Genomic DNA, 21,678 nt, shown 5'->3' with positions numbered 1-21,678 from the left:
GGCACGGAGTGATCATCCTGCCGGACCGGCCGTGGCCACAGGCCCGGCCGGACTGGCTCGCCGCCGAGCGCCTCGGGTTCGACCACGCGTGGACCTACGACCACCTGATGTGGCGGTGGTTCCGCGACAAACCGTGGTTCGCCGCCGTGCCGACGCTCAGCGCGGCCGCCGCGGCCACGGAGCGGATCGCGCTCGGCACGATGGTCGCGAGCCCGGCCTTCCGCCACCCGGTCACCCTTGCCAAGGACGTGATGACCCTCGACCACATCGCCGGGGGCCGGGCGATCTGCGGCATCGGCGCCGGTGCGGGCGGCTACGACGACACCGCGCTCGGCGCGGGCCCGCTCACCGGCGCGCAGCGGGCGGACCGGTTCGCCGAGTTCGTCGCGCTGACCGACAGGCTGCTGCGGCAACCCGAGACCGACCACAGCGGCCGGTACTACACGGCCGCCGGTGTGCACGTCCGTCCCGGTTGCGTGCAGCGGCCCAGGGTGCCGCTCGCGGTCGCCGCCACCGGGCCGCGCGGGATCGGGCTCGCCGCGGCGCACGCCGACATCTGGGTCACCGCGGGGCAGCCGGGCTGGCCGAGCCCCGTCCGGTACGACCGGGCGGTCGCCGGGCTCCGCGCGCAGGCCGCCGCGTTGGACCGGGCCTGCGAGACGGCAGGACGGGACCCGGCGACGGTGCGCAGGCTGGTGGTCACCGGAGCCATGATCGACGGCGTCCTGACGTCGGTGGAGTCCTACCGCGACGCCTGCGGACTGTTCGCGGGCATCGGCGTCACCGACGTCGTCACGCACTGGCCCCGACCGGACTTCCCGTACCGGGCGCGCCTCGACGTCCTGGCCGGGGTGGCGGCGGAGGTGCTGACCGAAAGGACCGCACGATGATCGACTACCTGCTGGTCGACATGTTCACCGACCGGCCGTTCACCGGCAGCTCCCTCGGCGTCGTCCCGGACGCGGACCGGCTCGACACCGCCGCGATGCGGGCGATCGCCGCCGAGCTGAACGCCACCGAGACCGCGTTCGTGCTGACGCCGTCCTCGCCGGAGGCCACCTACCGGGTCCGGGTTTTCACGCCCAGCAACGAATCCCCGCACGGCGGGCACTCCGCGGTCGGTACCGCGGCGACGCTGGTGCGGCTGGGCGTGATCCCCGGCGGGCCGGTCGTGCAGGAGTGCGGAACCGGGCGCCAGCACCTGATCGCCGAACCCGGCCGGGCCACCTTGACCGGGTCCGGTGCGCTGCCCGGCACGGCCGTCGACCCGGAGCCGCTGCTCGGCGCGGTCGGCCTCACCGCGGCCGAGACCGACCTGTACAGCCCGATGGCAGCCGGGTTCTCCGCCAGGTTCCCGTTCCTGCCCGTCCACGAACGGGCGCTGGCCGTCGCCCGCCCGGACCACCGGCGGCTGGGCGAACTCGGCGTGGCGGCCCTGTTCCTGTTCAGCTGGCGCCCCGACAGCCGCTGCGCGCGCGCCCGGCTGTTCGCGCCGGGGTTCGACATCCCGGAGGACCCCGCGTGCGCCCCGGTGGCGCTCGCACTCGGGATCTGGCTGGCGGAGGCCGGGCTGTTCCCCGAACCGGACGGGCTGCACGGGTACCACATCCGCCAGGGCGACGAGATCGGCAGGCCCGCCGTCCTGCGGTGCACCGCGGAGATCACCGACGGCCGGGTCGCGCGGGCGGCGGTCACCGGGTCGGTGACCGCCGTCGCCGACGGCCGCATCGCCGTACCCGCGTGAGCACCGGCCACCCGACCACCACCGAGGGGAACACGTCATGACGAGCCGACCGCAACTGCACGGCACGCACTGCGCCGTCGCGTCCACCCACTGGCTGGCGTCGGCCGCCGGGATGGCCATGTTCGAGCGCGGCGGCAACGCCTTCGACGCGGCCACCGCCGCGGCGTTCGTGATCCAGGTGGTCGAACCGCACCTCAACGGCCCGGCGGGCGACGCGCCCATCCTGGTCCACGACGCCAGGACCGAGCGGGTCAGCGTGATCTGCGGGCAGGGCCCGATGCCCGCCGCGGCGACGATCGCGGCGTTCCGGGACCGCGGGCTTGACCACGTGCCCGGATCGGGTCTGCTCGCCGCGTGCGTGCCGGGGGCGTTCGGCGCCTGGATGCGCCTGCTGCGGGACCACGGCAGGCTCGAGGTGGCCGACGTGCTGGCGCCCGCCATCGGCTACGCGTCGGCGGGTTTCCCGGTGCTGCCCAAGGCATCGCTGATGATCGACGTGCTGACCCCGCTGTTCCGCGACGAGTGGGCCGAGTCCGGCAAGACCTACCTCGTCGGCGGTGGCGCCCCGGCGCCCGGGACCATCGTGCGCAACCAGGTGCTGGCCGAGACCTTCGGCCGGATCGTGGCGGAGGCACGCGCCGCGCGTGGCGGCCGGGAGGCGCGGATCGAGGCCGCCCGGCGCGCCTTCTACGAAGGGTTCGTGGCGGAGGCCGTCGACGAGTTCCTCAGTACCGCGGAGATGGCCGACGCCACCGGCAGGCGCAACGGCGGGCTGCTGCGCGGCGCGGACCTGGCCGGCTGGCGGTCCGGCGTCGAGGAGCCGGTGAGCCTGCCCTACCGCGACCTCGTGGTGAGCAAAGCGGGTCCCTGGTCGCAAGGGCCGGTCTTCCTGCAGCAGCTGGCACTGCTGTCCGGCTTCGACCTCGGCGCCATGGGGTTCGGCAGCGCCGACCACCTGCACACGGTCGTCGAGTCGGCCAAGCTGGCCTTCGCCGACCGTGAGGCGTGGTACGGGGATCCGGACCACGCCGACGTGCCGATCGACGAGCTGCTGTCGCCCGGCTACAGCGACCACCGCAGGGCGCTGATCGGCGACCGGGCCCGCGACACGCTGTGCCCCGGCTCCCCCGCGGGCCGCGCCCCCTGGGTGCCGCCCGTGCCGGACGGAGCCGCGGTGCCCGACGGGCCGGACTGGCTCGCGCAGCTGGACAGCGGTATCCCCACGGTGGTCCAGCTGACCGCCGCCGCGGGCGACACGACGTGCGTGAGCGCGACCGACGCCGAGGGCAACATGGTGGTCGCCACCCCGAGCGGCGGGTGGTTGAAGAGCTCGCCCGTGGTTCCCGGGCTGGGCTTTCCGCTCGGCACCAGGGGTCAGATGGCCTGGCTGGCCGAGGGCCACAACAACAGCCTCGCGCCGGGCAAACGGCCGAGGACCACGCTCAGCCCGACCGTGGTCCGCCGGGACGACGGCACGCCGTACCTCGCCTTCGGCACCCCCGGCGGCGACCAGCAGGACCAGTGGACGCTCAACTTCTTCGTCAACCACGTCGACTTCGGGATGCCGGTGCAGGAGGCGGTCGAGGCCCGCACCTTCCACACCGAGCACGTGCCCAGCTCGTTCACCCCGCGCCGGGCCGAGCCGCTGGTGCTGGTGGCCGAGGACGGCTTCGACGCCGCGACCACCGCCGAGCTGACCCGTCGCGGCCACCGGATCCGCACGGCACCGGCCGCGACGCTGGGCAAGGTGTGCGCCACCGGGCCGGACCCGCGCGGCGGGGTGCTCGCGGCCGCGTCCCAGCGCGGCGAGCAGGCCTACGGCGTGGTGCGGTGAGCCGTCACCGACCGGGCCCCGAAGGGCTGGGGTCAACGACAAACCTCGCCCGCGGCGGGAAATCCATCCGATATCCAGGGAATGGGACCACCTCCCGCTCGAACGGAAAGGACGACACTGTGGCGAACACGACCACGACCTTCGCCGATGCCACCGAGGTCCGCGCCAGGGTGCGGACGTTGTGGGTCGTCGCGACCGGCGGCGACGAGGGGTCGGTGCACGGCCCGTTCTCCGTCGGCGGCGGGACCTCCCTGTCCGGGCTGCGGATGCTCAGCGCGGTGCGGGCCGAGTTCGGTGTCCGGCTCGCCTGGCAGGCGTTGCAGGGAGCGAAGAACGCCGACGACTTCGCCGCGCTGGTGGCGGACCAGTGGACAGGTGGCACGCGGGAGACCGCTCGATGAGCGACGCCGGGGCAGCCGCGGACCTCGGCGCCGGGGTGGCGCTCGAGCCGGGTGAGCGGGAGATCTGGGCGCACCAGGCCCGCCGGCCGCTCGACGTCGCCTACCACGTGACCGCGGCCGTCGAGATCGACGGCGACCTCGACGAGGACCGGCTCGCGCGGTCGCTGCACCGGCTGGTCGGCGAGCAGCCCGCGCTGCGGTCGGTGGTGCGCCGGAACGATGACGGGGTGTGGCGCCGGTACGCGGACGCGGGCGCCGCCGAACTCCGGGTCGCCGATCTTCCCGTGGTGGAAGGGAAAACACCGGTCGAGGAGCGCCAGGAGCTGATCGAGGAGGCGGGCAGGCCCTTCCTGCCCGGCGCCCGGCTGCACCGCTTCGTGCTGTGGCGCGATCCGGCGGGCTCCCCGGTCCTGCAGCTGACCATCCACCACCTGGTGTGCGACGGGTTGTCACTGCGGTTGCTGCTGGCCCGCATCCGCGAGCTGTACCGCGACGACCCGGCCGGGGACCAGCGGGCCGAGCCCGCCGAGACGCTGGCGCACGCGGACCTGACCGACCCCGAGGACGCGACCCGCCACTGGCGGCGGCGGCAGCGGCTCGCCGAGTCGCAGGAACTGCTGCCGCCCGACGGCGACGCGGACAGCGGTGGCCGCGGGGCGCTGCTGCGCCGCCGGCTCGCGCCCGGCTCGGCGACCGCGCTCGCCGAGCGCGCCGCCCTGCTCGGCGTGTCGCCGTTCTCGCTGGCGCTGAGCGGGGTCGCGGTGCTCGTCGGGGCGGTGAGCGGCGCCGAGGAGTTCGCCGTCCGCGTCCCGTTCAGCATCCGGCGGCCCGACGAGGACCGGTTCGTCAGCTACCGGGTGCGCACGCTGCCGCTGCTGCTGCGGGTCGGCGCGGACACCACGGTCGCCGCCCTCGCCGAGCACGTGCAGGACGAGCTGCACGAGGGTGCCATCCGGTTGTGCGGCGACCTGCCGCTGACCCTCGGCGGCACCGGCACGTCCATCGTGGCGGTCAACCAGCTCGACCCACCGGACCTCCCGCTGCACTTCGTCCCCGAGCGGGCGGTGCGCTGCGCAGGCCTGTCCTGGCGGCCCTTCCTGGTGCACAACGGTTCCGCGAAGTTCGACCTGTCCATCTACATCGGACGCGACGGCGACCGGGCGACGATGGCGCTGGAGTACCGCGCCGACCGCTACGACCACGCGTCGATGGCCGCCTACGCCGACCTCCTCACCGGCGCGTGGACCGCACTGTCCGAACGCGACACCGGGCACCCCGCCCTGGACTGCGTCACCGGCACCGAACCCCCGGTCGTCGGCGCCGCGCACCCGGTGCCCTCGTCGCTCGCCGCCGAGTTCCTGCGACAGGCCGAGGACACCCCGCTGCGCCCCTGCGTGATCGAGGACGGCGCGCGCGGTGCGGCGCCCCGCGTCATGACCTACGCCGACCTGGCCCGCTCGGCACGAGCGCTGGCCGGCCGGCTCCTGGCCGAGGGGGCCGGGCCGGGCGTGGTGGTCGCGGTCCGCGCCCCGCGTTCGTGCGCGCTGCACGTCGGCGTGTACGGCGCGCTGCTGGCCGGCGCGCCGTTCCTGATGCTCGACCCCGACCTGCCACCGGAGCGCCGCGCGCACATGGTCGCCGACAGCCGCGCCACGGTCCTGGTCGCCGCTCCCGACGACGGCAACGACGGCGGCGGCGAGGACGACGGCGGCGAGGAGTTCGGCTCGGTGCGGTTGTCGGTGCGGCGGCTGCGCGCCGCCAGCCCGGTACCGCTCGGGCACGCCGACCCGCACGACGCCGCCTACGTCATGTACACCTCGGGTTCCACCGGGCGCCCCAAGGGCGTGGTGGTGTCCCAGCCCGCGCTGCTCAACCGCCTGCGGTGGGCACAGCGGGCGTTCCCGCTCGACCGGTGCTCCCGGGTACTCGCCAAGACCCCGATCAGCTTCGACGTGAGCGTGTGGGAGCTGTTCTGGCCCCAGCTCGCCGGTGCCGTGTGCGTGCTGGCCGGACACGGCAGGCACGGCGACGCCGAGTACCTCGTCGACGTGGTCGAGCGCTACGGCATCGACACCGTCCACTTCGTACCGGCGATGCTCGACGCGTTCCTCGCCGTCGCCGACCGGCGCCGCTGCGGCCAGCTCCGGCGGGTGATCACCAGCGGGGAACGGCTGACACTGCGCCAGGCCCGGCGGCTGCACGAACACCTCGGCGTCGCCGTGCACAACCTCTACGGACCGACCGAGGCGGCGATCGACGTCACCGGGTGGACCTACGACCCCCGTGACCGGCGCACCCACGTGCCGATCGGACGGCCCGCCGACAACGTGCGCATCGACGTGCGGGACCGGTACGGGCGCAGCGCGCCCGTCGGCGTGCGCGGCGAACTCGTCATCTCCGGCGACGCCGTAGCGCTCGGCTACGTCGGCGACGGCACGCTCGACGCAGGCCGGTTCATCGCCGGACCGGGTGGCACCCGCGCCTACCGGACCGGTGACCTGGCGCGCTGGCGGCCCGGTGGCGTGCTGGAGTTCCTCGGCCGCACCGACAGCCAGGTGAAGGTGAACGGCCAGCGCACGGAGCTGGCCGAGATCGACAGCGCGCTCGCCCAGTGCGCCGGTGTCGCCACCGCCGCCGTGCGCCACGACCCGGACGCCGCTCCCACCGACCGGCTCGTCGCGTACCTGCGGCTGAGCCCCGGCGCCCACCCCGACGCGCGCGGCCTGCGCCGGGAGCTGTCCAGGACCCTGCCGCAGCACATGCTGCCGACCCGGTTCCTCACCGTGGCCGCCCTTCCGTACTCCCCCAGCGGCAAGCTCGACCGCCCGGCGCTCGCCACCCTCCCCGCCGAGGTCCTGCCGGAGCACCGCGGTGCCGGGCACGTCCCGGCCGACGGGTCGCAGCGGCTCCTTGCCGAACACGTCACCACCCTGCTGGGCGTCGAGCCCGCCGCCGTCGCCCCGGACTCCGACCTGTTCCACGTCGGCCTGGACTCCATCACGGTCCTGGACCTCGTCACCGGTCTGCGCGCGGCCGGTGCCGAGATCACGACCGCCGACGTGTTCGAGACCCGCACCATCGCCCGGCTCGCCGAGAGGCTCGCCTGCCGCGCCGCCCCGGTCGACGCGGATCCGCCCGCGCCGTCGCGGCCGGCCCGGTTCCCGCTGTCGGCGTTGCAGCAGGCGCTGCTGTTCCACCACGACGTCAGCGACGACTACGTCACCTACGTGACCACGGTCGAGCTGCACGGCCACGTCGACGCCGGGCTCCTGCGCGCCGCCCTGGCCGAGGTCGCCGAGCACCACGAGGTGCTGCGCACCGAGATCGACGCCGGCGCCCCGGAAGGTCCGGTCCAGGTGGTGCGCACGGCCGTCGAGGTCCCCCTCGCCGAACGCGACCTGCGGCACCTGCCCGGGCCCGACCAGGACGCGGTGATCGAGGCGGAGACGGCGCTCGCCCGGCGCACCCCGTTCCGGTGGGACACCGCCCCGCTGTTCACCTTCACCCTCTACCGGCTCGCGGACGACCGCGCCATGCTGTCCGTCGTCGAACCCGTGCTCGACGGGTGGAGCGTCGCCGTGCTGCTGCGCGACGTGCTCGACGCCTACGAATGCCTGCACTGCGCGGCCGGTGACCGGCCGGTGCCGCCCACCGCGCGCCGGTGGCGGCAACGGCGGAAACCGCCCAGCTACGCCGAGTTCGTCCGGCTGGAGCAGGAGGCGGTCGCGGACCCGGCGGCACGGGAGTTCTGGCGGGCCGGCATCGCCGAGGCAGGCGACGTGCGCTGGCAGCTGGCCGTGGCCAAGGACGGCGGCACGCACCCGGACGAGTGGCACCGCCACGACCACGTCTTCACCGAGCGGGAGGTCGCCGACCTGCTGGCGGTCGCCGAGCGGCTCGCGGTCCCGCTGCGGACGGTGCTGCTCGCCGTGCACGTCCACCTGGTCACCACGTTCGCCGGGGGCGGGCAGGCGGCCACCGCCGTCACCGTCAACGGCCGCCCCGAGCTGCCCGGTGCGGCCGACGCGTGCGGGCTGTTCCTGAACATGGTGCCGCTCGTCGTCGACTCGCAAGCCGCGCCGAGCTGGTCCGAGCTGATCAGCGCCGTGCGCGACCGGGAGGGCGCGGCCTGGCGCCACCGCCGCGTGCCCTACTCGACGATCGTGCGCGACGCGGGCATCGAGGGCTGCGACTCGGTCTTCAACTTCACCAACTTCCACCGCTACGCGGACACCGTGGCCGACGAGGAGCGCTCGCTGCGGACGGGCACGCTCGTCGGGCTGGACCAGACCTACTTCGACGTCACCGTGCAGTGCTCGCTCGACCCGGCGCGCAAGCGATTGCGGGTGTCGGTGGACAACCGGTTCCCCACGGTCGCCGACAGCGACGCCGAGCGGATGCTCGCGCACTTCGCGCACCTGGTCCGGCGGCTGACCGCGGACCCGGACGGCAGGCCCGCCGACGTGCCGCTGCCCGAACGCGACGCCCGGCTCGTCCAGCTGGCGTCCGGTGCCGACACCACCCGTGACCGGCCGCGACTGGACAACCTGGCCGCTGTCGTCGACGACCACGCCAGGGTCCGGCCGGATGCCCCGGCGATCGTCGACGACGAGCGGACCTGGTCCTACGCCGAGGTGTCCAGGGCGTCACACGCGTGCGCCGAGGCGATCCGGCGCGTCCTGCCCAGCCCCGGGGTCGTCGCGGTGCTCGCGACCCGGTCGGCCCGGCTGTGGATCTCCGTGCTGGCGATCTGGCGGGCCGGTGCGACATATCTGCCGCTCGACCCGGGACAGCCGCCCGCGCGGCTCGCGGGCCTGCTGCGACGGGCCGGGGTCCGGGTCGTCGTCACCGACGACGAGGTCGGCCCGGCGTTGAGTGCCGCGCTGGCCGAGGCCGGGAGCAGGACCGTCCCGGTGTCGGCCGCCGACCCGGGCGCGGCCGTCGGCGAGCCGGCGGTCCGGCCCGTGCCCGAGTGCGCCTACGTGGTGTTCACCTCCGGGTCGACCGGCGAGCCGAAGGGCGCGCGGATCGGCCCGGACGCGATGGCCAACCACCTGTGGGGCAAGGCGGAGCTGCTCGGCCTGGACGCGTCGTCGGCCGTCGCGCAGGTCGCGCCCGCGTCGTTCGACCAGTCGCTGTGGCAGTGCATGGCCGCCTGGCTGGTCGGCGCCCGGTCGGTCGTCGTCGACGAAGCCCGCATGCTCGCCCCGGGACGGCTGGTCGACCACCTCGTCGAGCACGGGGTCACCGTGTTCGAGACCGTGCCCAGCCACCTCGGTGCCCTGCTGGAGTCGGTCGAGTGCGGGCGCGTGCGGTGGCCGGCCGCGGCGCTGGGCTTGACGCACGTGATGGTCAGCGGGGAGGCGCTCACCGCCGAGTTGGTGACCCGGTGGTTCCGGGTGAGCGACGTGCCCCTGGTCAACGCCTACGGCGCGACCGAGTGCGCCGACGACGTCACGCACGCGGTGCTGTCCGCGCCGCCTGCCGACGCGCGGATCCCCATCGGCACGCCGATCCCGAACTGCGCGGTGGCGGTGGTGGACACCGCCGGGCGGCTGCTGCCGCCGGGTGTGGCGGGCGAGTTGCGTGTCTCCGGCGCCGCGGTCGGGCTCGGTTACCTCGACCCGGCGCACGAACGCGGCCGGTTCGAGTTCGAGTCCACATCGGACGGATCGGTGCACGCGACGTACCGCACCGGCGATCTCGGCTTGTTGCGCGAGGACGGTCAGCTGGTGTGGCTCGCCAGGATGGACGACGAGGTGAAGCTGAACGGCCGCCGGGTCGACCTCCGCGAGATCGAGCACCACCTGCGCGGCTGCGACGGGGTCACGGACGCGGTGGCGGTGATGGTGGACCGGGCAGGCGCCAAGCGGCTGCGGTGCGTCGTCACCGGGCCGAGCGCGGCCACCGGCCACGCGGGACTACGGGCGGAACTGGCGCAGCGGTTGCCGCGCTGGATGATGCCCGACGAGTTGCTGGTGGTCGGCGCGCTGCCGTTGACGCCGCACGGCAAGGTCGACCGGGCAGCACTCGCCGCGCTGTCCGATCCCGCGGACACCCCCGCCGCGACCGACGTCCCGGCACTGACCGGCCCCGGCGCCGCCGCGGTGGCAGCCGCCGCGGGTGCCGAGTGGACGGCCATCCTCGGCACCGATCCCGGACCGGACTCCGACTTCTACGCCGACGGCGGCACGTCGCTGGACTCGGTGCGGTTCGCCGCCCGGGTCAGCGCCCGGCTCGGCACCGAGGTCGACGCCGCCACCGTGCTGCGGAACCCGCGGTTCGGCGCGTTCGTCGGCCTGCTCGCCGACCGCACCGCGCCGCGGGCAGGCACCGCCGCACCGGACCGCGCGGACGCCGTCGACGTCGTCACCGCCGGGACCGGGCTCGCGCTCCTCGACCGGCTGCCCCGGCGACGGCTGACCGCGGCGGCGGTCGGCTACGTCTCGGCGCAGGCCCTCGCCCGCACCGGGCACACCCGCGCCGAGGTGCTCGACGCGGTGGCGGCCGGACAACCGGTGCTCCGCCGGGTCTTCGTGACCCCGTTCGGCCCGGTCGGCCACCTGCTGGTGCCGCTGATGACGAGCGACCTGTTCGCCGACCCCGGCCGGACGGCCGCCGCGGTGGCGGCTGCCGTCCAGGCCGCGGGCGAGATGGGCGCGCGGTGCACCGCGCTCACCGGGATGCTCGCGTCCAGCCTCGACTACGGTCGGCTGCTGCGGCCCCTGGTGCCGGCGGGCAGCGTGACCACCGGGCACGACGTGACCGCGGCGGCGGTCGTGCTGAACGTGGCCGAGGCCCTCGCCAGGACCGGTACCGGCTTCGCCGACCACGACGTGGCGGTTGTCGGGCTCGGCTCGGTGGGCCGGGCGGCCGTGCGGCAGGCGGTCCGGGTGCTCGGCAGACCCCGGCGGCTGATCCTGGTCGACGGCCCCGGCAACCTCGGCCGCGCGCAGCGCGTGGCCGGGGAACTCACCGCGGCGGGCTGCGACTGCCCGGTGGAGTGCGCGCAGAGCGCACCGTCGGCGGTCGCCGATGCCGCCTACCGCGCCACGCTCGTCATCGGCGCGGCCAGCGTGCACGGCGTCCTGGACGTCGACCGCCTGCGGCCCGGCACCGTCGTCGTGGACGACTCGTCGCCGCACCTGTTCGACGTCGCCAGGGCCCTGGCCCGCCACCGGAACGGCGACCTGCACGTCACCGAGGGCGGCATGCTGACCTGGCCCGCCGACCTCACGGAACTGCGGTGGCAGCCGCAGGACGGCGTGCTGGCCACGGTCCTCGGGTCGCTGCGCGCACACCGCGTGGGCCGGCACCTGATGGGCTGCGTCTCGGCGGGGGTGTTGCCGACCTTCGACGGCGCACCGGTGCCCGTGATCGGCGAACCCGATCCCGAGCACGTCCACCGCACCCACCGAGCACTCGTCGAGCACGGCTTCCGCGGCACGCCCGCGATCGTCGAGGACGAGACCTTCGCCGGCGCCAGGAGCTGACCCGGCCCGGCGACGACAGACAACGTCACAACGGAGGAGCACGCATGTTCAACGAAGTCCAGCCGCGCAGCGTCGACGTCAGCGCCGTCCGGAAGAGCTACGTCGACGGGCCGACGCCGATCCGGCTCGTCCAGCCCGCCCGCGCCGACGTCGACCTCCTGCACTGGGTGGCCGCTCACCGCGACGACGTGCTGGCCGACCTCGCCGCGAACGGAGCGGTGCTGTTCCGCGACTTCCACGTCGACACCATCGACGGGTTGCGCCGGTTCGCGCGCACCTTCACCCCCGACCTCATCCCCTACACCGAGCGGCGGTCGCCGCGCACCGAGCTCGGCGACCACATCTACACCTCCACCATCCACCCGCAGGACCAGTACATCCACTTCCACAACACCACGTCCTTCTCCCACCAGTGGCCGCGCAAGCTCTGGTTCTCCTGCATCCAGCCCGCGGAGTGGGAGGGCCGCACGCCGATCGCCGACTGCCGCAAGGTGCTGGCGGTGATGGACCCCGACGTCGCCGCCGAGTTCAAGGCCAAGGGCGTGCTCTACGTGAGCAACTACCACGACGGCATCGGTCTGTCCTGGCAGTCGACGTTCCAGACCGAGGACAAGGCCGAGGTCGCCGCGTACTGCCGGCGGCAGAACATCGAGTTCGAGTGGCTCGACGGCGGCGAGCGGTTGCGCACGAAGTCGCGCAGGCACGCGGTGGCGATCCACCCGGACACCGGCGAGCAGGTGTGGTTCAACCAGGCGCACCACTACCACGTGTCCAGCCTGGAGGAGGAGGTCACGAAGGTCCTGCTGGACACCTTCGCCGAGGAGGACCTGCCGCGGCACGCCTACTTCGGCGACGGGACGCCGATCGACCAGGAGACGCTGCGCCACGTCTACGACTGCTACGAGCAGAACAGCAACAGCTTCCTGTGGGAACGCGGCGACGTGATCCTGCTGGACAACATGCTCGTCGCCCACTCGAGGACGCCGTACCGCGGGGAGCGGCTGATCGCGCTCGCGATCGCCGAGATGTACGTGCCGACCTACACCGGCGGCGGCATCGCCGAGGTGGGCGGCCGCACGAGCAGCGTCGAGATGGAGACGGAGACCGTGTGATGACCGACGACCTGTACGCCCTGTCCGAGCAGCAGCGGCTCCACGTGCCGGGCAGGCGCACCGACGCGGTCTTCCCGATGCCGGCCGGCGTCACCGCCGGGGAGGTGACCGCGGCACTGCGCGATCTGGTGCGCCGCACCGAGATCCTGCGGACGGCGTTCGTTGCCGTGCCGGGATGGCCCAGCGGGATGCAGCGACCGCTGCCCGCCGCGCAGGCGCCCGCGGTCGAGGTCGTCGAGCTGCGCGGTGTCGCCGACCCCGGCGCGGCGGCCGCGGCCCGTGCCCGGACCCTGGAACTGGACCCGGCGAGCGGCCGCGTGATCGGCGCGGTGCTCGCGACCGGGCACGGCTCGGCGGCGCTCGCCGTCACCGGCCTCACCGTCGCCGTGGACCGGAGATCGCTCGAGCTGATCGCCGCCGTCGCCCGCGGCGCGGCCGATTCCGTGACCGACGTGCGGTACCTGTCCTACGGTGCCTGGCAGGCGCAGCAGGCCGACACGACCGAAGCCAAGGAGTGGCACGCCCGCCTGGACGAACTGCACCTGCAGGAGCGGCTCCAGGCCGAGGCTCCCCTGACCCACCACGTCCGCCGGCACGGCGGCACCCCCGGCCGCGTCCCGGTACCGCTGACCACCGCGACCCCCGAGTCCGACGCCGTGCTGATCGCGGCGTGGGGCCAGTTCTGCGCCGAACTCGCGGGCCACCGGGTGGCGGTGGTCGGTGTCCTGCGCGACGGCCGCGACGACGACCAGCTGACGACCGTCGTCGGACCGTTCGCCCGGCTGATGCCGGTCCCGCTCGACCTCGACGGTTCCGACCTCGTCGACCAGGTGCGCGCGGGCCTCGCCGAGGCCGACGCCCACCTGCACCACCACGACGCGTCGGCCTACCGCGACGCGCACTTCCCGTTCGCCTACCTCGGTGCCGACCGCTGCGGCGAACGGTTCGACCTGGCACTCGCCAGGGACGCGGACGGCACCCTGGTCGTGTGGCACGACCAGGACCGGATCGCGGTGAGCCACGCAGCGGTCGTCGCGCAGCGGTTCGCCGAGTTCCTCGCGGGCGAGCCGGACACCGCCACCGACGACGCCGGCCCTGCCCGGCGGCGGGAGCGCCCGGACCTCGGCCGGGTGGTCGCCGTCTGGGCGGCCGACGCCGACCGCGTGGCGCTCGACCGCGACGACGGCCCGGTGTTGTTCGCGGAACTGGACACCACTCCGGCCGGTCTCCTCGCCACGCTGGGCAGCGACACCGATCCGGCGGAACTCGCCGACGGCGCCGCCCGCACGGTGCGGGCGCTGGGCCTGCGGCCCGACGACGTGCTCCTGACGGCGTGGCCGCGGGGCAGCGCGGGCTGGGTCCGTGACGTCACCGCGGCATGGCTGGTCGGCGCGTGCCTGGTCGAGGCGGCGTCGGTGCGGGCCGACCGGACCGCGCTCGCGCGGCGCATCGCCGGCTCCCGCGCGACGGTCGTCGACCTGCTGCCCGACCAGTGGCGTGCGGTGCACACCGCCGCATTGGAAGACGCCGACCTGCGCGGGCAGCTCACCACTGGCAGGCTGCGGTTGCTGGTCGCCTCCGGGCAGCTGCTGCACGCGCGGACGGCCGAGGCGATGCGCGACCTCGCCGGGCCCGCCGCGGAGGTGCGGACCCTGTACACCGCGGCCGGGATCGCCGGTGCGCTGGCCGCGCACCGGGTCGGCGCGGCGGAACTGGAGCGCGACATCGTCCCGGTCGGGCGCCCGGTCGACGGCGTCGGCTGGCGCGTCGCGGGGGACGGCGGCGTGACGCTGCCTCCGGGGGTGGCAGGCAGGTTCCTCGTCCGGGTCGCGGGCCGCGAGCACGACACCGGTGAGACGGCGGTGCTCGACGAGACGGGCGCGGCACTCGGCCAGGGCCGCGACCACCCCGTGTTCGTGCACGGGTTCCGGGTCGATCCGGAACTCGCCGAAGCGGCGCTGGACCGCCATCCCGCCATCGCTCAGTCGCTCGTGTGGTCGCCCGGCGCGGGCAGCGGCCCGGAACTGGTCGCGTTCCTCGTGGTCGAGCGCGATCAGCGGCCCACTCGCGTCGACATCGTGTCGTTCCTGCGGGACAGGGTGCCGGGTTACCTGATCCCGGCTCAGTTCCGCGTGGTGACGGCGCTGCCCAGGACGCACGAGGGGCTCGTCGACCACACCCGTACCGCCACGCTCGCCGGCCAGGGCTGGGCGGTGACATGACCCTGGTGGCGGAGGTGACGGTGATCGCGCCGATCCCGTCCGGCACCATGCTGCGGTTCCTGTGGCAGATCAGCCTGTTGCTCCTGCTGGCCGTCGTGCTGGGACGCCTGGCAGTCCGGTGCAGGCTCCCCGCGCTCGCCGGGGAGCTGAGCGCCGGTGTGCTGCTGGGGCCGTCGGTGCTGGGCGCGCTCTGGCCCGGTCTCGGCGAGGCGCTGGCCTTCGGGCAGCCGCAGCAGCAGCACCTGCTGGAGGCGGTCGGTCAGGTCGGCGTGCTGCTGCTCGTGGGAATCACGGGAATGCACGTCGACCTGGGTCTCGCGCGGGGCCGCTCGGCGACCGTGTCCAAGGTGAGTGCCGCCGGTTTCGTGCTGCCGTTCGCCATCGGGATCCCGGTCGCGCTGTGCATCCCGGCCGCGCTGGTGCCCGACGGCGCGGACCGGGCCACCTTCGCCCTGTTCATCGGGATCGTGCTCGGCATCAGCGCGATCCCCGTCATCGCGCGGACCTTGCTGGACATGGATCTGCTGCACCGCGACATCGGCCAGCTGACGATGTGCGCGGTCATGCTGAACGACACGGCAGGCTGGGTCCTGCTGGCCGTGGTGTCCGGCATCGCGACCGCGGGGCTGCACGCGCACACGCTGCTCACGACCGCCGCCGGGCTGCTCGCCGCCGTGGCGGGAGCGCTGCTGCTGCGCCCGCTGGCGCGATCGGTGCTGCGCCGCACCACCGGAGGGGGCCCGACCACCGGCGTGGTGTGCGTGCTGGTGCTCCTCGGCGCGACCGGCACGCAGGCACTCGGCCTGGAAGCGGTGTTCGGCGCGTTCGTCGTCGGGCTGGTGCTGAGCCACGGCCGCCTCGTGCGGATGGAACTGCTGGTGCCGTTGCGCACCACCGTGCTCGCCGTGCTGTCACCGGTGTTCTTCGCACTGGCCGGCCTGCGCATGGACCTGACGTCACTGGCCCACTGGCCGGTGCTGGCCACCGGCGCCGTCGTCCTGATCGCGGCCGTCGTCGGGAAGTTCGCGGGCGCGTACCTCGGCGCCCGGCTGAGCAGGCTCAGCCACTGGGAAGGCCTGGCACTGGGCGCCGGGATGAACGCCAGAGGCGTGGTGGAGATCGTCATCGCCATGGTGGGCCTGCGCCTCGGCCTCCTCAGCCCGGAGATCTACACGGTGGTCGTGCTCATCGCGATCGTCACCTCGCTGATGGCCCCACCGGTGCTCCGCTGGGCGATGGCCAGGGTCACCGAGACGGAGGCCGAAACATCCCGCTCCGCCCGGCTGCACCTGAACACGACCCGCTGACCCCCGGCGCTCCGACCGCGGCTCGCGCTATTCGCAAACGGGCTGATACGGCACGTTGACGAGGTGTTCGTGCCAGTCGGATTCGGTCATGGGCGGGATGTGCTCGCATACGGTGGCGGCCGCGTCGTCGGCGTCGAGGTGCCAGCGGAGCAGGTTCGCGCCGCCTTGGGCCGGGAACTCGATTGCCTGCAACGTTCTGCCGTCCGTGCCGAAGGTCAGCGCGTCGAAACTGGATTCGTGGTGTTGTGTGAGTTCGACGAGTTGCCTGGGATCAGCGTCGTCGGAGACGTCCCAGACAGCGATGGCGCCACCGATGTCCGCGGTGGCCACCCGGGTCCCATGACCTGCCATGTCGAGTATCGCCGCGCGGTTGCCCCTGGCCTTTCCGTGGATCAGCAGGCGCTCGCCGTCGTCGGCATCCCACACGGAGACCGTGCCTGCTTCGCCGCCGGTGACCAGCGTGTGACTGTTCAACGCGAAGGTCACACTGCGCTGCCATTCGGCGGCGGCCATCTCCTCCCGGCCGACGGGTTTCAATCGTGACAACGTGCCGATGTCCGACACCCACATGATCTGCCGGGAACCGCTACGGTCATTGCCGGCCGGTCTTCCGGGCTCGGCCACGTTCACCGTGGCGATTCGTTTCTCGTCATCGCTGAACGTCGCCGCTTCGAGCCGCCCGGACAAGATCGTGGCGACCCACCGTGGCCGGTCGATGGCTGTGATGTCCCAGAGTTGGCCGGTCGAGTGCTTCCACGTCGATCCGATGTCCGGAAGTGCGTCGACCGCGCCTTCGACCGCGTCCGCGGTGGCCAGGTACGAGTTGTCCGGGCTGAACCAGAAGTCGGCGGATTTTCTGGGCAGGGTCGCAAGCAGCCGCGGCCGGGCGGGGTCCGCCACGTTCCACAGCCGTGCGACCGCGTGGTCGTCCATCGTCGCGGCGATCCGGCTGTCGGGGCTGAAACGTGCCGAGATGTAGCCGCCGGTCAGGGTGCTGACCTCTGCCGTCGCCGCATCGGAGATCGTCGACAGGACCGTGACGTCCCGGCCTCGGTCCGCGGCGGCGTAAACCCGCCCGTCGGGCGTCACCGACACGAACGCACCGCCTGGGTTCAAGGGGCGGACGTTCGCCGCCGCCTCTGCCGCGACGAGGCTGTCGCGAGTGGTCCGCGATGGCGCCAGGCGGTAGGCGGCCAGGCTGAGCTGGGCGGCGAGCCTCGGGTTCGTGCTGATGAGATCCGCGGCGTCGCGCGCAACCTTCAGCGCGGTCACCGTGTTGCGCTCATGGGTGGCGATCCGCTGTGCGTGGGTGGCGTACAGCGCCGCCGATGTCGCGACCACCGCGAGGACCGCGAGCATGGCGACGAGTGCGCGCGTCACGCGTGTTCGCCGCATGGCCGACCGCTGTTCGTGGTCCCGGGCAGCGACACTGGCGTCGAGGAAGGCGTGTTCGGCCTGATTCATGAACTGATGACGTCCGGTCCACTCTTCCACCACCGCCAGCCGGGTCCCACGCAGGAGAGTGCCGGGGTCGCGGTCGTGTTCCTGCCAGACCCGCGTCGCCGCTGTGAGCTGCCGATGTACACGTAGCGCCTGACGATCCTCCTCGAGCCAGGTTCGCAACCGGGGCCACGCACGGATGAGCACCTCGTGGGTGACTTCCACGCCGTGGTCGGAGACCACGACGAGCCGGGCGGCGGTGAACCTTTCGATGACCACGTCGATGACGTCGCCGGTCTCGCCGTTGCCGCCGCCGAGTTCGTCCCGGCTGACCCGCCGTTTGGTGTCCTCGGTCCCCTCGCCCAGCGCGACCAACCTCAGGAACAGGTTCTTCGCCGCCTGCCGCCCGGGTTCGTCGAGGTCGGTGTAGACCGCTTCGGCCGACATGGCGAGCGCGCCGTCGAGCCCCACGCGGTCGAATCCGGCGAGGGTGAGCGTATTGCCCCGGCGGCGACGCCACGTCTCCAGCAAGGCGTGCGACAGCAGCGGCAGCGTCCCCGCCCGCCCGTGCGCCTGCGCGACGAGGGTGGTGAGCAACGAACTCTCGACCACACAACCCACACGCCGTGCAGGCAGGACGATGGCCCTGCGCAACTCGTCGGCGCTCAAGGGGCCCAGGGAGACGTGCCCGTCGGCCAGCTTGGCCGTGATCTCGGCGGCGGACAGGCAGTGGGTGTAGAAGTCCGCGCGCACTCCCAGGACGACCCTGCACCGGCTGTTCGGCGCATCGGCCGCCGCGGTCAGCGCGCTGATCAACCACGCACGCTCCGCGGGGTCCTCGCACAGGGTGAAGGCTTCCTCGAACTGGTCGACCACCAGCACGACCTCCGCGTCCGGCGGCTCGCAGGCAAACGCCTGGCGGATCAGCCGGTGCAGGTTGTGGGCGTCCGCACGCAGCTCCGCGAGCACCGTGCCCGCTGTGCCACCCACCAGCGAGGCGAGCTGGACAGCACACTCCTCCACCGGACTGCGGCCAGGCGTGAACACCGCCACGCGGGCCGCGCTCCCGTTCGTCAACCGCGGCACCAACCCGGCCCGCAACAACGACGACTTCCCCGCGCCGGAGGGGCCGAACAGCGCCACGAACCGCACCGCACGGACCCTGTCCGCCAGCTCAGCGATCGACCGCTCCCGACCGAAGAACCACTCCTCGTCCCCTGTCTGGTAGGAGGCGAGGCCTTGGTATGGCGGGCGCTCGCCGTCCTGATTCACGTGCCCGTGAACGTCAGGAGGCTCCGACGCCGCCAGCTCACGCCAACGACGTTCCCACTCCCCCACGTCCCCGCCGCACGCCGCCACGTACGCCACGGTGACCGCGAGACTGGGCAGTCGCCTGCCGGCAGCGGCTTCCGCCAACGTGGTGGACGAGTAATGCGCACGTCGCGCCAGTTCCCGGTACGGCGGACGCCCCGCCGCCGTGCGCAACCGCCGCAGCTCGACGGCGAACTCGGTCAACGCACTTCCGTCAGGCTCCAGCACACGTTCGGGACGCGCCAATCCGTACACCCCCAGGATCCGAATTCCGGCCCCCCATTCTCCGGGCAGCACCTGCCACGCGTGCCGCAATGACAGCGGACAACCCGATCGGACCAGCCAATCCCGCGGGCCGGCACACCGCGTCACCGACCGAGGTTGTCCGGAGGTTGTTGTCCGGCGCGCGCGCCCCGGCACCGGACAACACATCGTCGCTATGAATTGACCAGCCAACCGAACGGAGACGAAATGATCACACTGTTCAAGAAAGCCGCGATGCTCGCCCCGGCGCTCGTGCTGGGGTCGATGGTCCTGACGGCCAACCAGGCAGCCGCCGCGTACGACGACGGGTTCACCGTGCGCACCGGCAACGGTTGCGGGACCGTGGACTTCGTCGACTACGGCGAGGGCCAGCCGGGCGGCGGCTCCAACGACGACTACGCCGTGGTGCACGACTACTGCAGCGATGGCCACGGGGTCAAGGCCTACGCGTGGATCGACGGCTACTACCTGGGGAGCAAGTACAACGGCAACGGCCTGGCCGGTGCCCCGGTGGTGTGGGACCCCTTCGGGAACGTCGTGGCCGGTGAGGCGATCGGCCTGAAGGTGTGCCTGGTCGACGGCGCCGACGACCCCACCCCATCAGACTGTCGGTCGGCGACGCACACCAGCGTCGACGGCTGAGCCGGGGGGACACGGTGGTCCTGGGCCAGAGGTGTTCAGGACCACCACTCCCGCCTGACTCGAGTCAGCGCACCTGTCCGCGCCGGCTGCGGGCCGTGGTTGTTCGGATGTGGACAGTCCCATCGGAGCCCAGTCGGGGCCGAGTGCTCTGACCGGGTGTGCGGGCCGTTCAGGCGTGGAAGTGCACTCGGATGGCCGTGCCGTCGCTGCCGGTGTGGATCCGGACGAGGTCGGCGAGGTGGTTGACGAGCAGGAGGCCGCGGCCGCGGAGCTGGCCGGGTTCGGTGGGGCGGCGGCCTGCGAGGGGATCGGTGAGCACGCCGCTGTCGCGGACCTCGCAGACGAGGTGGTCGCCGTCGGTCCAGAGGCGCATCGTGCCGGAGCCGCCGCCGTGGTCGACGCTGTTGCTGAGCAGCTCGGTGACCACCAGTTCCATGTCCACGACGCGGTCCGCTGCCAGGCCGGCGTTGTCGGCGTGGTCGCGGACCGCCCGGCGGAGGCGCGTGATGTCGCCCGGGGTGGCGAACTCGGCCGCCTCGATGACCGACGCCGGTTCCGGCAGCGGCTGGTTGTAGGCGGCGACGATCCGGTCCGGCGCGTAGGCCTCGCTGTCGCGTTGACCGTCGCGGTCGAGGAGGACCGGGTGGGTCGCTTCGGCGTCCGCCAGTACCCGCGGCGTGAGCCCTTCCTCGTCGTACGGGCAGAGGATCGTCACGTCCCTGCCCGTGAACGCCATGTTGATCAGCGCCTCGTGCTGGGCGCACGCCGGGTACTCCAGCTCCGACCGGCTGGGCCAGATCGGCTCACCGATGATGCGCACCGGGCGGTCCCGGTGCCGGTCGGCGAAGGCACGCAGCACCCCGGGGATGATCCGGCCGGGGTTGCGGCCCGCCTCGGTCATGTCCAGCAGCAGGACCCGTTCGGCGTCCGCGCCGAACTCGGCGCGCAGCAACTCGAGGTTGCGACCCGGGACGGCCACCGCCACCGGCTCATCCGCCTCGAGGCCGTCCCGCACGAACGGGACCGTCCCGGCGAGGTACTCCGCGTCACCGCGGTAGAACAACGCCGGATGCACGAACGACTCGTCCCCGGAGGTGCCGGTTCTGAGCGCGGGGGAGGCTGTGCTCATCCCGCCTCCTCATCCACGATCACGATCTCAACCTGGTCTTCCGGCCAGAACAAGTCCAGCAGCCGCAGCAGGCACGGCGGTGGCTGGTACAGCGTCAGCGTTCTGCCGGGCGCCACCTTCCGCGCGACGGACATCAGTACCGCGGCGCCGTGCGCGTCGACGAACGACAGACGGGACAGGTCCAGCCGCGCAGGCACACCGCTGACCAGCAGTGACGTCAGGGCGTTCTGCCAGTCGCGATGGGTTGCCGGGTCGACCTCGCCCGCCACCGCCAGTCCTTCGTCACCGGGCAGGCGCGTCACCCGCAGCCCTTCCTCGACGGGGCGCCTGGGTTCAGCAGACTCACCAGCGATGCGTTGCTGGGTGCTCCCCCGTTTCACCATCACCGCGGTCTCCTGCTCTCGCCTGCCTCACACCTACCCCGTTCCGTGGTAGCCGAAACCGGATGTTAACGGTCTCGGGCAGCCCACGGCGAAGTGCGTGCCGTCGCAGTGGCGATGTCGTGCGGGCCGCCATGTCGATGACACTCGCACAATCCGCGAAGCGATCCGAATCAACGGAGAAGGGACTCGATCGGCGCTCTGCCTCTCCTGTAAGAGACTTGCGACCCGGCCCTGTCCTGAGTCCGCCGCTCGCACGCACCCCGCTCGACCTCGAGTCCATTCAGGAGTCAATGCGGCCAGGAACCCGTTTATCGTTTACACTCCGGCCCTGAGGCGGTCAAAGACATTGGCCGAGAACGCAAGTCTGCTCAAACGGAGGACTGAAGGGTGAACAAA

Annotated in this window: 12 protein-coding genes; 9 read left to right on the top strand and 3 right to left on the bottom strand. The window is 73.2% G+C overall.

Going from position 1 to position 21,678, the window contains the following annotated elements; translation table 11 throughout:
• The first annotated feature begins 8 nt into the window (after nt 1-8).
• The 8 genes from ACYQ77_RS42870 to ACYQ77_RS42835 all read left to right on the top strand — a co-directional run bounded on the left by ACYQ77_RS42870 (nt 9) and on the right by ACYQ77_RS42835 (nt 16,113).
• Entirely contained in the window at nt 9-890 is an 882-nt protein-coding gene (locus ACYQ77_RS42870) for an LLM class flavin-dependent oxidoreductase (protein ID WP_459723098.1), read from the top strand.
• The gene (locus ACYQ77_RS42865) at nt 887-1,744 is read left to right on the top strand and encodes a PhzF family phenazine biosynthesis protein (protein WP_459723095.1); all 858 of its coding nucleotides are present in this window, start codon (nt 887-889) and stop codon (nt 1,742-1,744) included. Before ACYQ77_RS42870 ends, ACYQ77_RS42865 begins: the two co-directional genes overlap by 4 nt.
• Nucleotides 1,745-1,781: 37 nt before the next feature.
• A complete protein-coding gene (locus ACYQ77_RS42860) occupies nt 1,782-3,578 on the top strand; it encodes a gamma-glutamyltransferase family protein (RefSeq protein ID WP_459723093.1) in 1,797 nt (598 codons plus the stop codon).
• Between the two features lie 119 nt (nt 3,579-3,697).
• A complete protein-coding gene (locus ACYQ77_RS42855; RefSeq protein WP_459723092.1) occupies nt 3,698-3,979 on the top strand; it encodes an acyl carrier protein in 282 nt (93 codons plus the stop codon).
• Nucleotides 3,976-11,472: an amino acid adenylation domain-containing protein gene (locus tag ACYQ77_RS42850; protein ID WP_459723090.1), complete on the top strand. Its 7,497-nt coding sequence runs from the start codon at nt 3,976-3,978 to the stop codon at nt 11,470-11,472. Before ACYQ77_RS42855 ends, ACYQ77_RS42850 begins: the two co-directional genes overlap by 4 nt.
• Nucleotides 11,473-11,516: 44 nt before the next feature.
• A complete protein-coding gene (locus ACYQ77_RS42845; RefSeq protein WP_459723087.1) occupies nt 11,517-12,584 on the top strand; it encodes a TauD/TfdA family dioxygenase in 1,068 nt (355 codons plus the stop codon).
• Nucleotides 12,584-14,806 (top strand): AMP-binding enzyme, encoded by a 2,223-nt coding sequence (locus ACYQ77_RS42840; protein ID WP_459723086.1) that lies wholly within the window; start codon nt 12,584-12,586, stop codon nt 14,804-14,806. The genes ACYQ77_RS42845 and ACYQ77_RS42840 overlap by 1 nt, the downstream gene beginning before the upstream one ends.
• A complete protein-coding gene (locus ACYQ77_RS42835; RefSeq protein WP_459723084.1) occupies nt 14,803-16,113 on the top strand; it encodes a cation:proton antiporter in 1,311 nt (436 codons plus the stop codon). The genes ACYQ77_RS42840 and ACYQ77_RS42835 overlap by 4 nt, the downstream gene beginning before the upstream one ends.
• 27 nt (nt 16,114-16,140) lie before the next feature.
• Here the strand turns inward: ACYQ77_RS42835 and ACYQ77_RS42830 are convergent, their stop codons facing one another.
• Nucleotides 16,141-19,068, bottom strand: coding sequence for an nSTAND1 domain-containing NTPase (locus ACYQ77_RS42830; protein WP_459723081.1), 2,928 nt, complete (start codon nt 19,066-19,068; stop codon nt 16,141-16,143).
• Nucleotides 19,069-19,335: 267 nt separating this feature from the next.
• Between ACYQ77_RS42830 and ACYQ77_RS42825 the strand changes: the two genes are divergently transcribed.
• The gene (locus ACYQ77_RS42825; protein WP_459723080.1) at nt 19,336-19,770 is read left to right on the top strand and encodes a hypothetical protein; all 435 of its coding nucleotides are present in this window, start codon (nt 19,336-19,338) and stop codon (nt 19,768-19,770) included.
• A gap of 169 nt (nt 19,771-19,939) precedes the next feature.
• Here the strand turns inward: ACYQ77_RS42825 and ACYQ77_RS42820 are convergent, their stop codons facing one another.
• Nucleotides 19,940-20,899 carry an anti-sigma factor RsbA family regulatory protein gene (locus ACYQ77_RS42820; protein ID WP_459723078.1) on the bottom strand — a complete coding sequence of 320 codons (960 nt, stop codon included), beginning with the start codon at nt 20,897-20,899 and terminating at the stop codon, nt 19,940-19,942.
• Nucleotides 20,896-21,168, bottom strand: coding sequence for an STAS domain-containing protein (locus tag ACYQ77_RS42815; protein ID WP_459723076.1), 273 nt, complete (start codon nt 21,166-21,168; stop codon nt 20,896-20,898). The genes ACYQ77_RS42820 and ACYQ77_RS42815 overlap by 4 nt, the downstream gene beginning before the upstream one ends.
• Between the last annotated feature and the right edge of the window lie 510 nt (nt 21,169-21,678).

The organism is Actinophytocola sp. KF-1, assembly GCF_054661535.1.
This window is presented reverse-complemented; position numbering and strand designations above follow the sequence as displayed.

Coding starts and splice junctions, on each gene's coding strand:
- ACYQ77_RS42865 (WP_459723095.1), top strand. CDS start 887: ATGATCGACTACCTGCTGGTCGACATGTTCACCGACCGGCCGTTCACC.
- ACYQ77_RS42860 (WP_459723093.1), top strand. CDS start 1,782: ATGACGAGCCGACCGCAACTGCACGGCACGCACTGCGCCGTCGCGTCC.
- ACYQ77_RS42850 (WP_459723090.1), top strand. CDS start 3,976: ATGAGCGACGCCGGGGCAGCCGCGGACCTCGGCGCCGGGGTGGCGCTC.
- ACYQ77_RS42845 (WP_459723087.1), top strand. CDS start 11,517: ATGTTCAACGAAGTCCAGCCGCGCAGCGTCGACGTCAGCGCCGTCCGG.
- ACYQ77_RS42840 (WP_459723086.1), top strand. CDS start 12,584: ATGACCGACGACCTGTACGCCCTGTCCGAGCAGCAGCGGCTCCACGTG.
- ACYQ77_RS42835 (WP_459723084.1), top strand. CDS start 14,803: ATGACCCTGGTGGCGGAGGTGACGGTGATCGCGCCGATCCCGTCCGGC.
- ACYQ77_RS42825 (WP_459723080.1), top strand. CDS start 19,336: ATGATCACACTGTTCAAGAAAGCCGCGATGCTCGCCCCGGCGCTCGTG.
- ACYQ77_RS42820 (WP_459723078.1), bottom strand. CDS start 20,899: ATGAGCACAGCCTCCCCCGCGCTCAGAACCGGCACCTCCGGGGACGAG.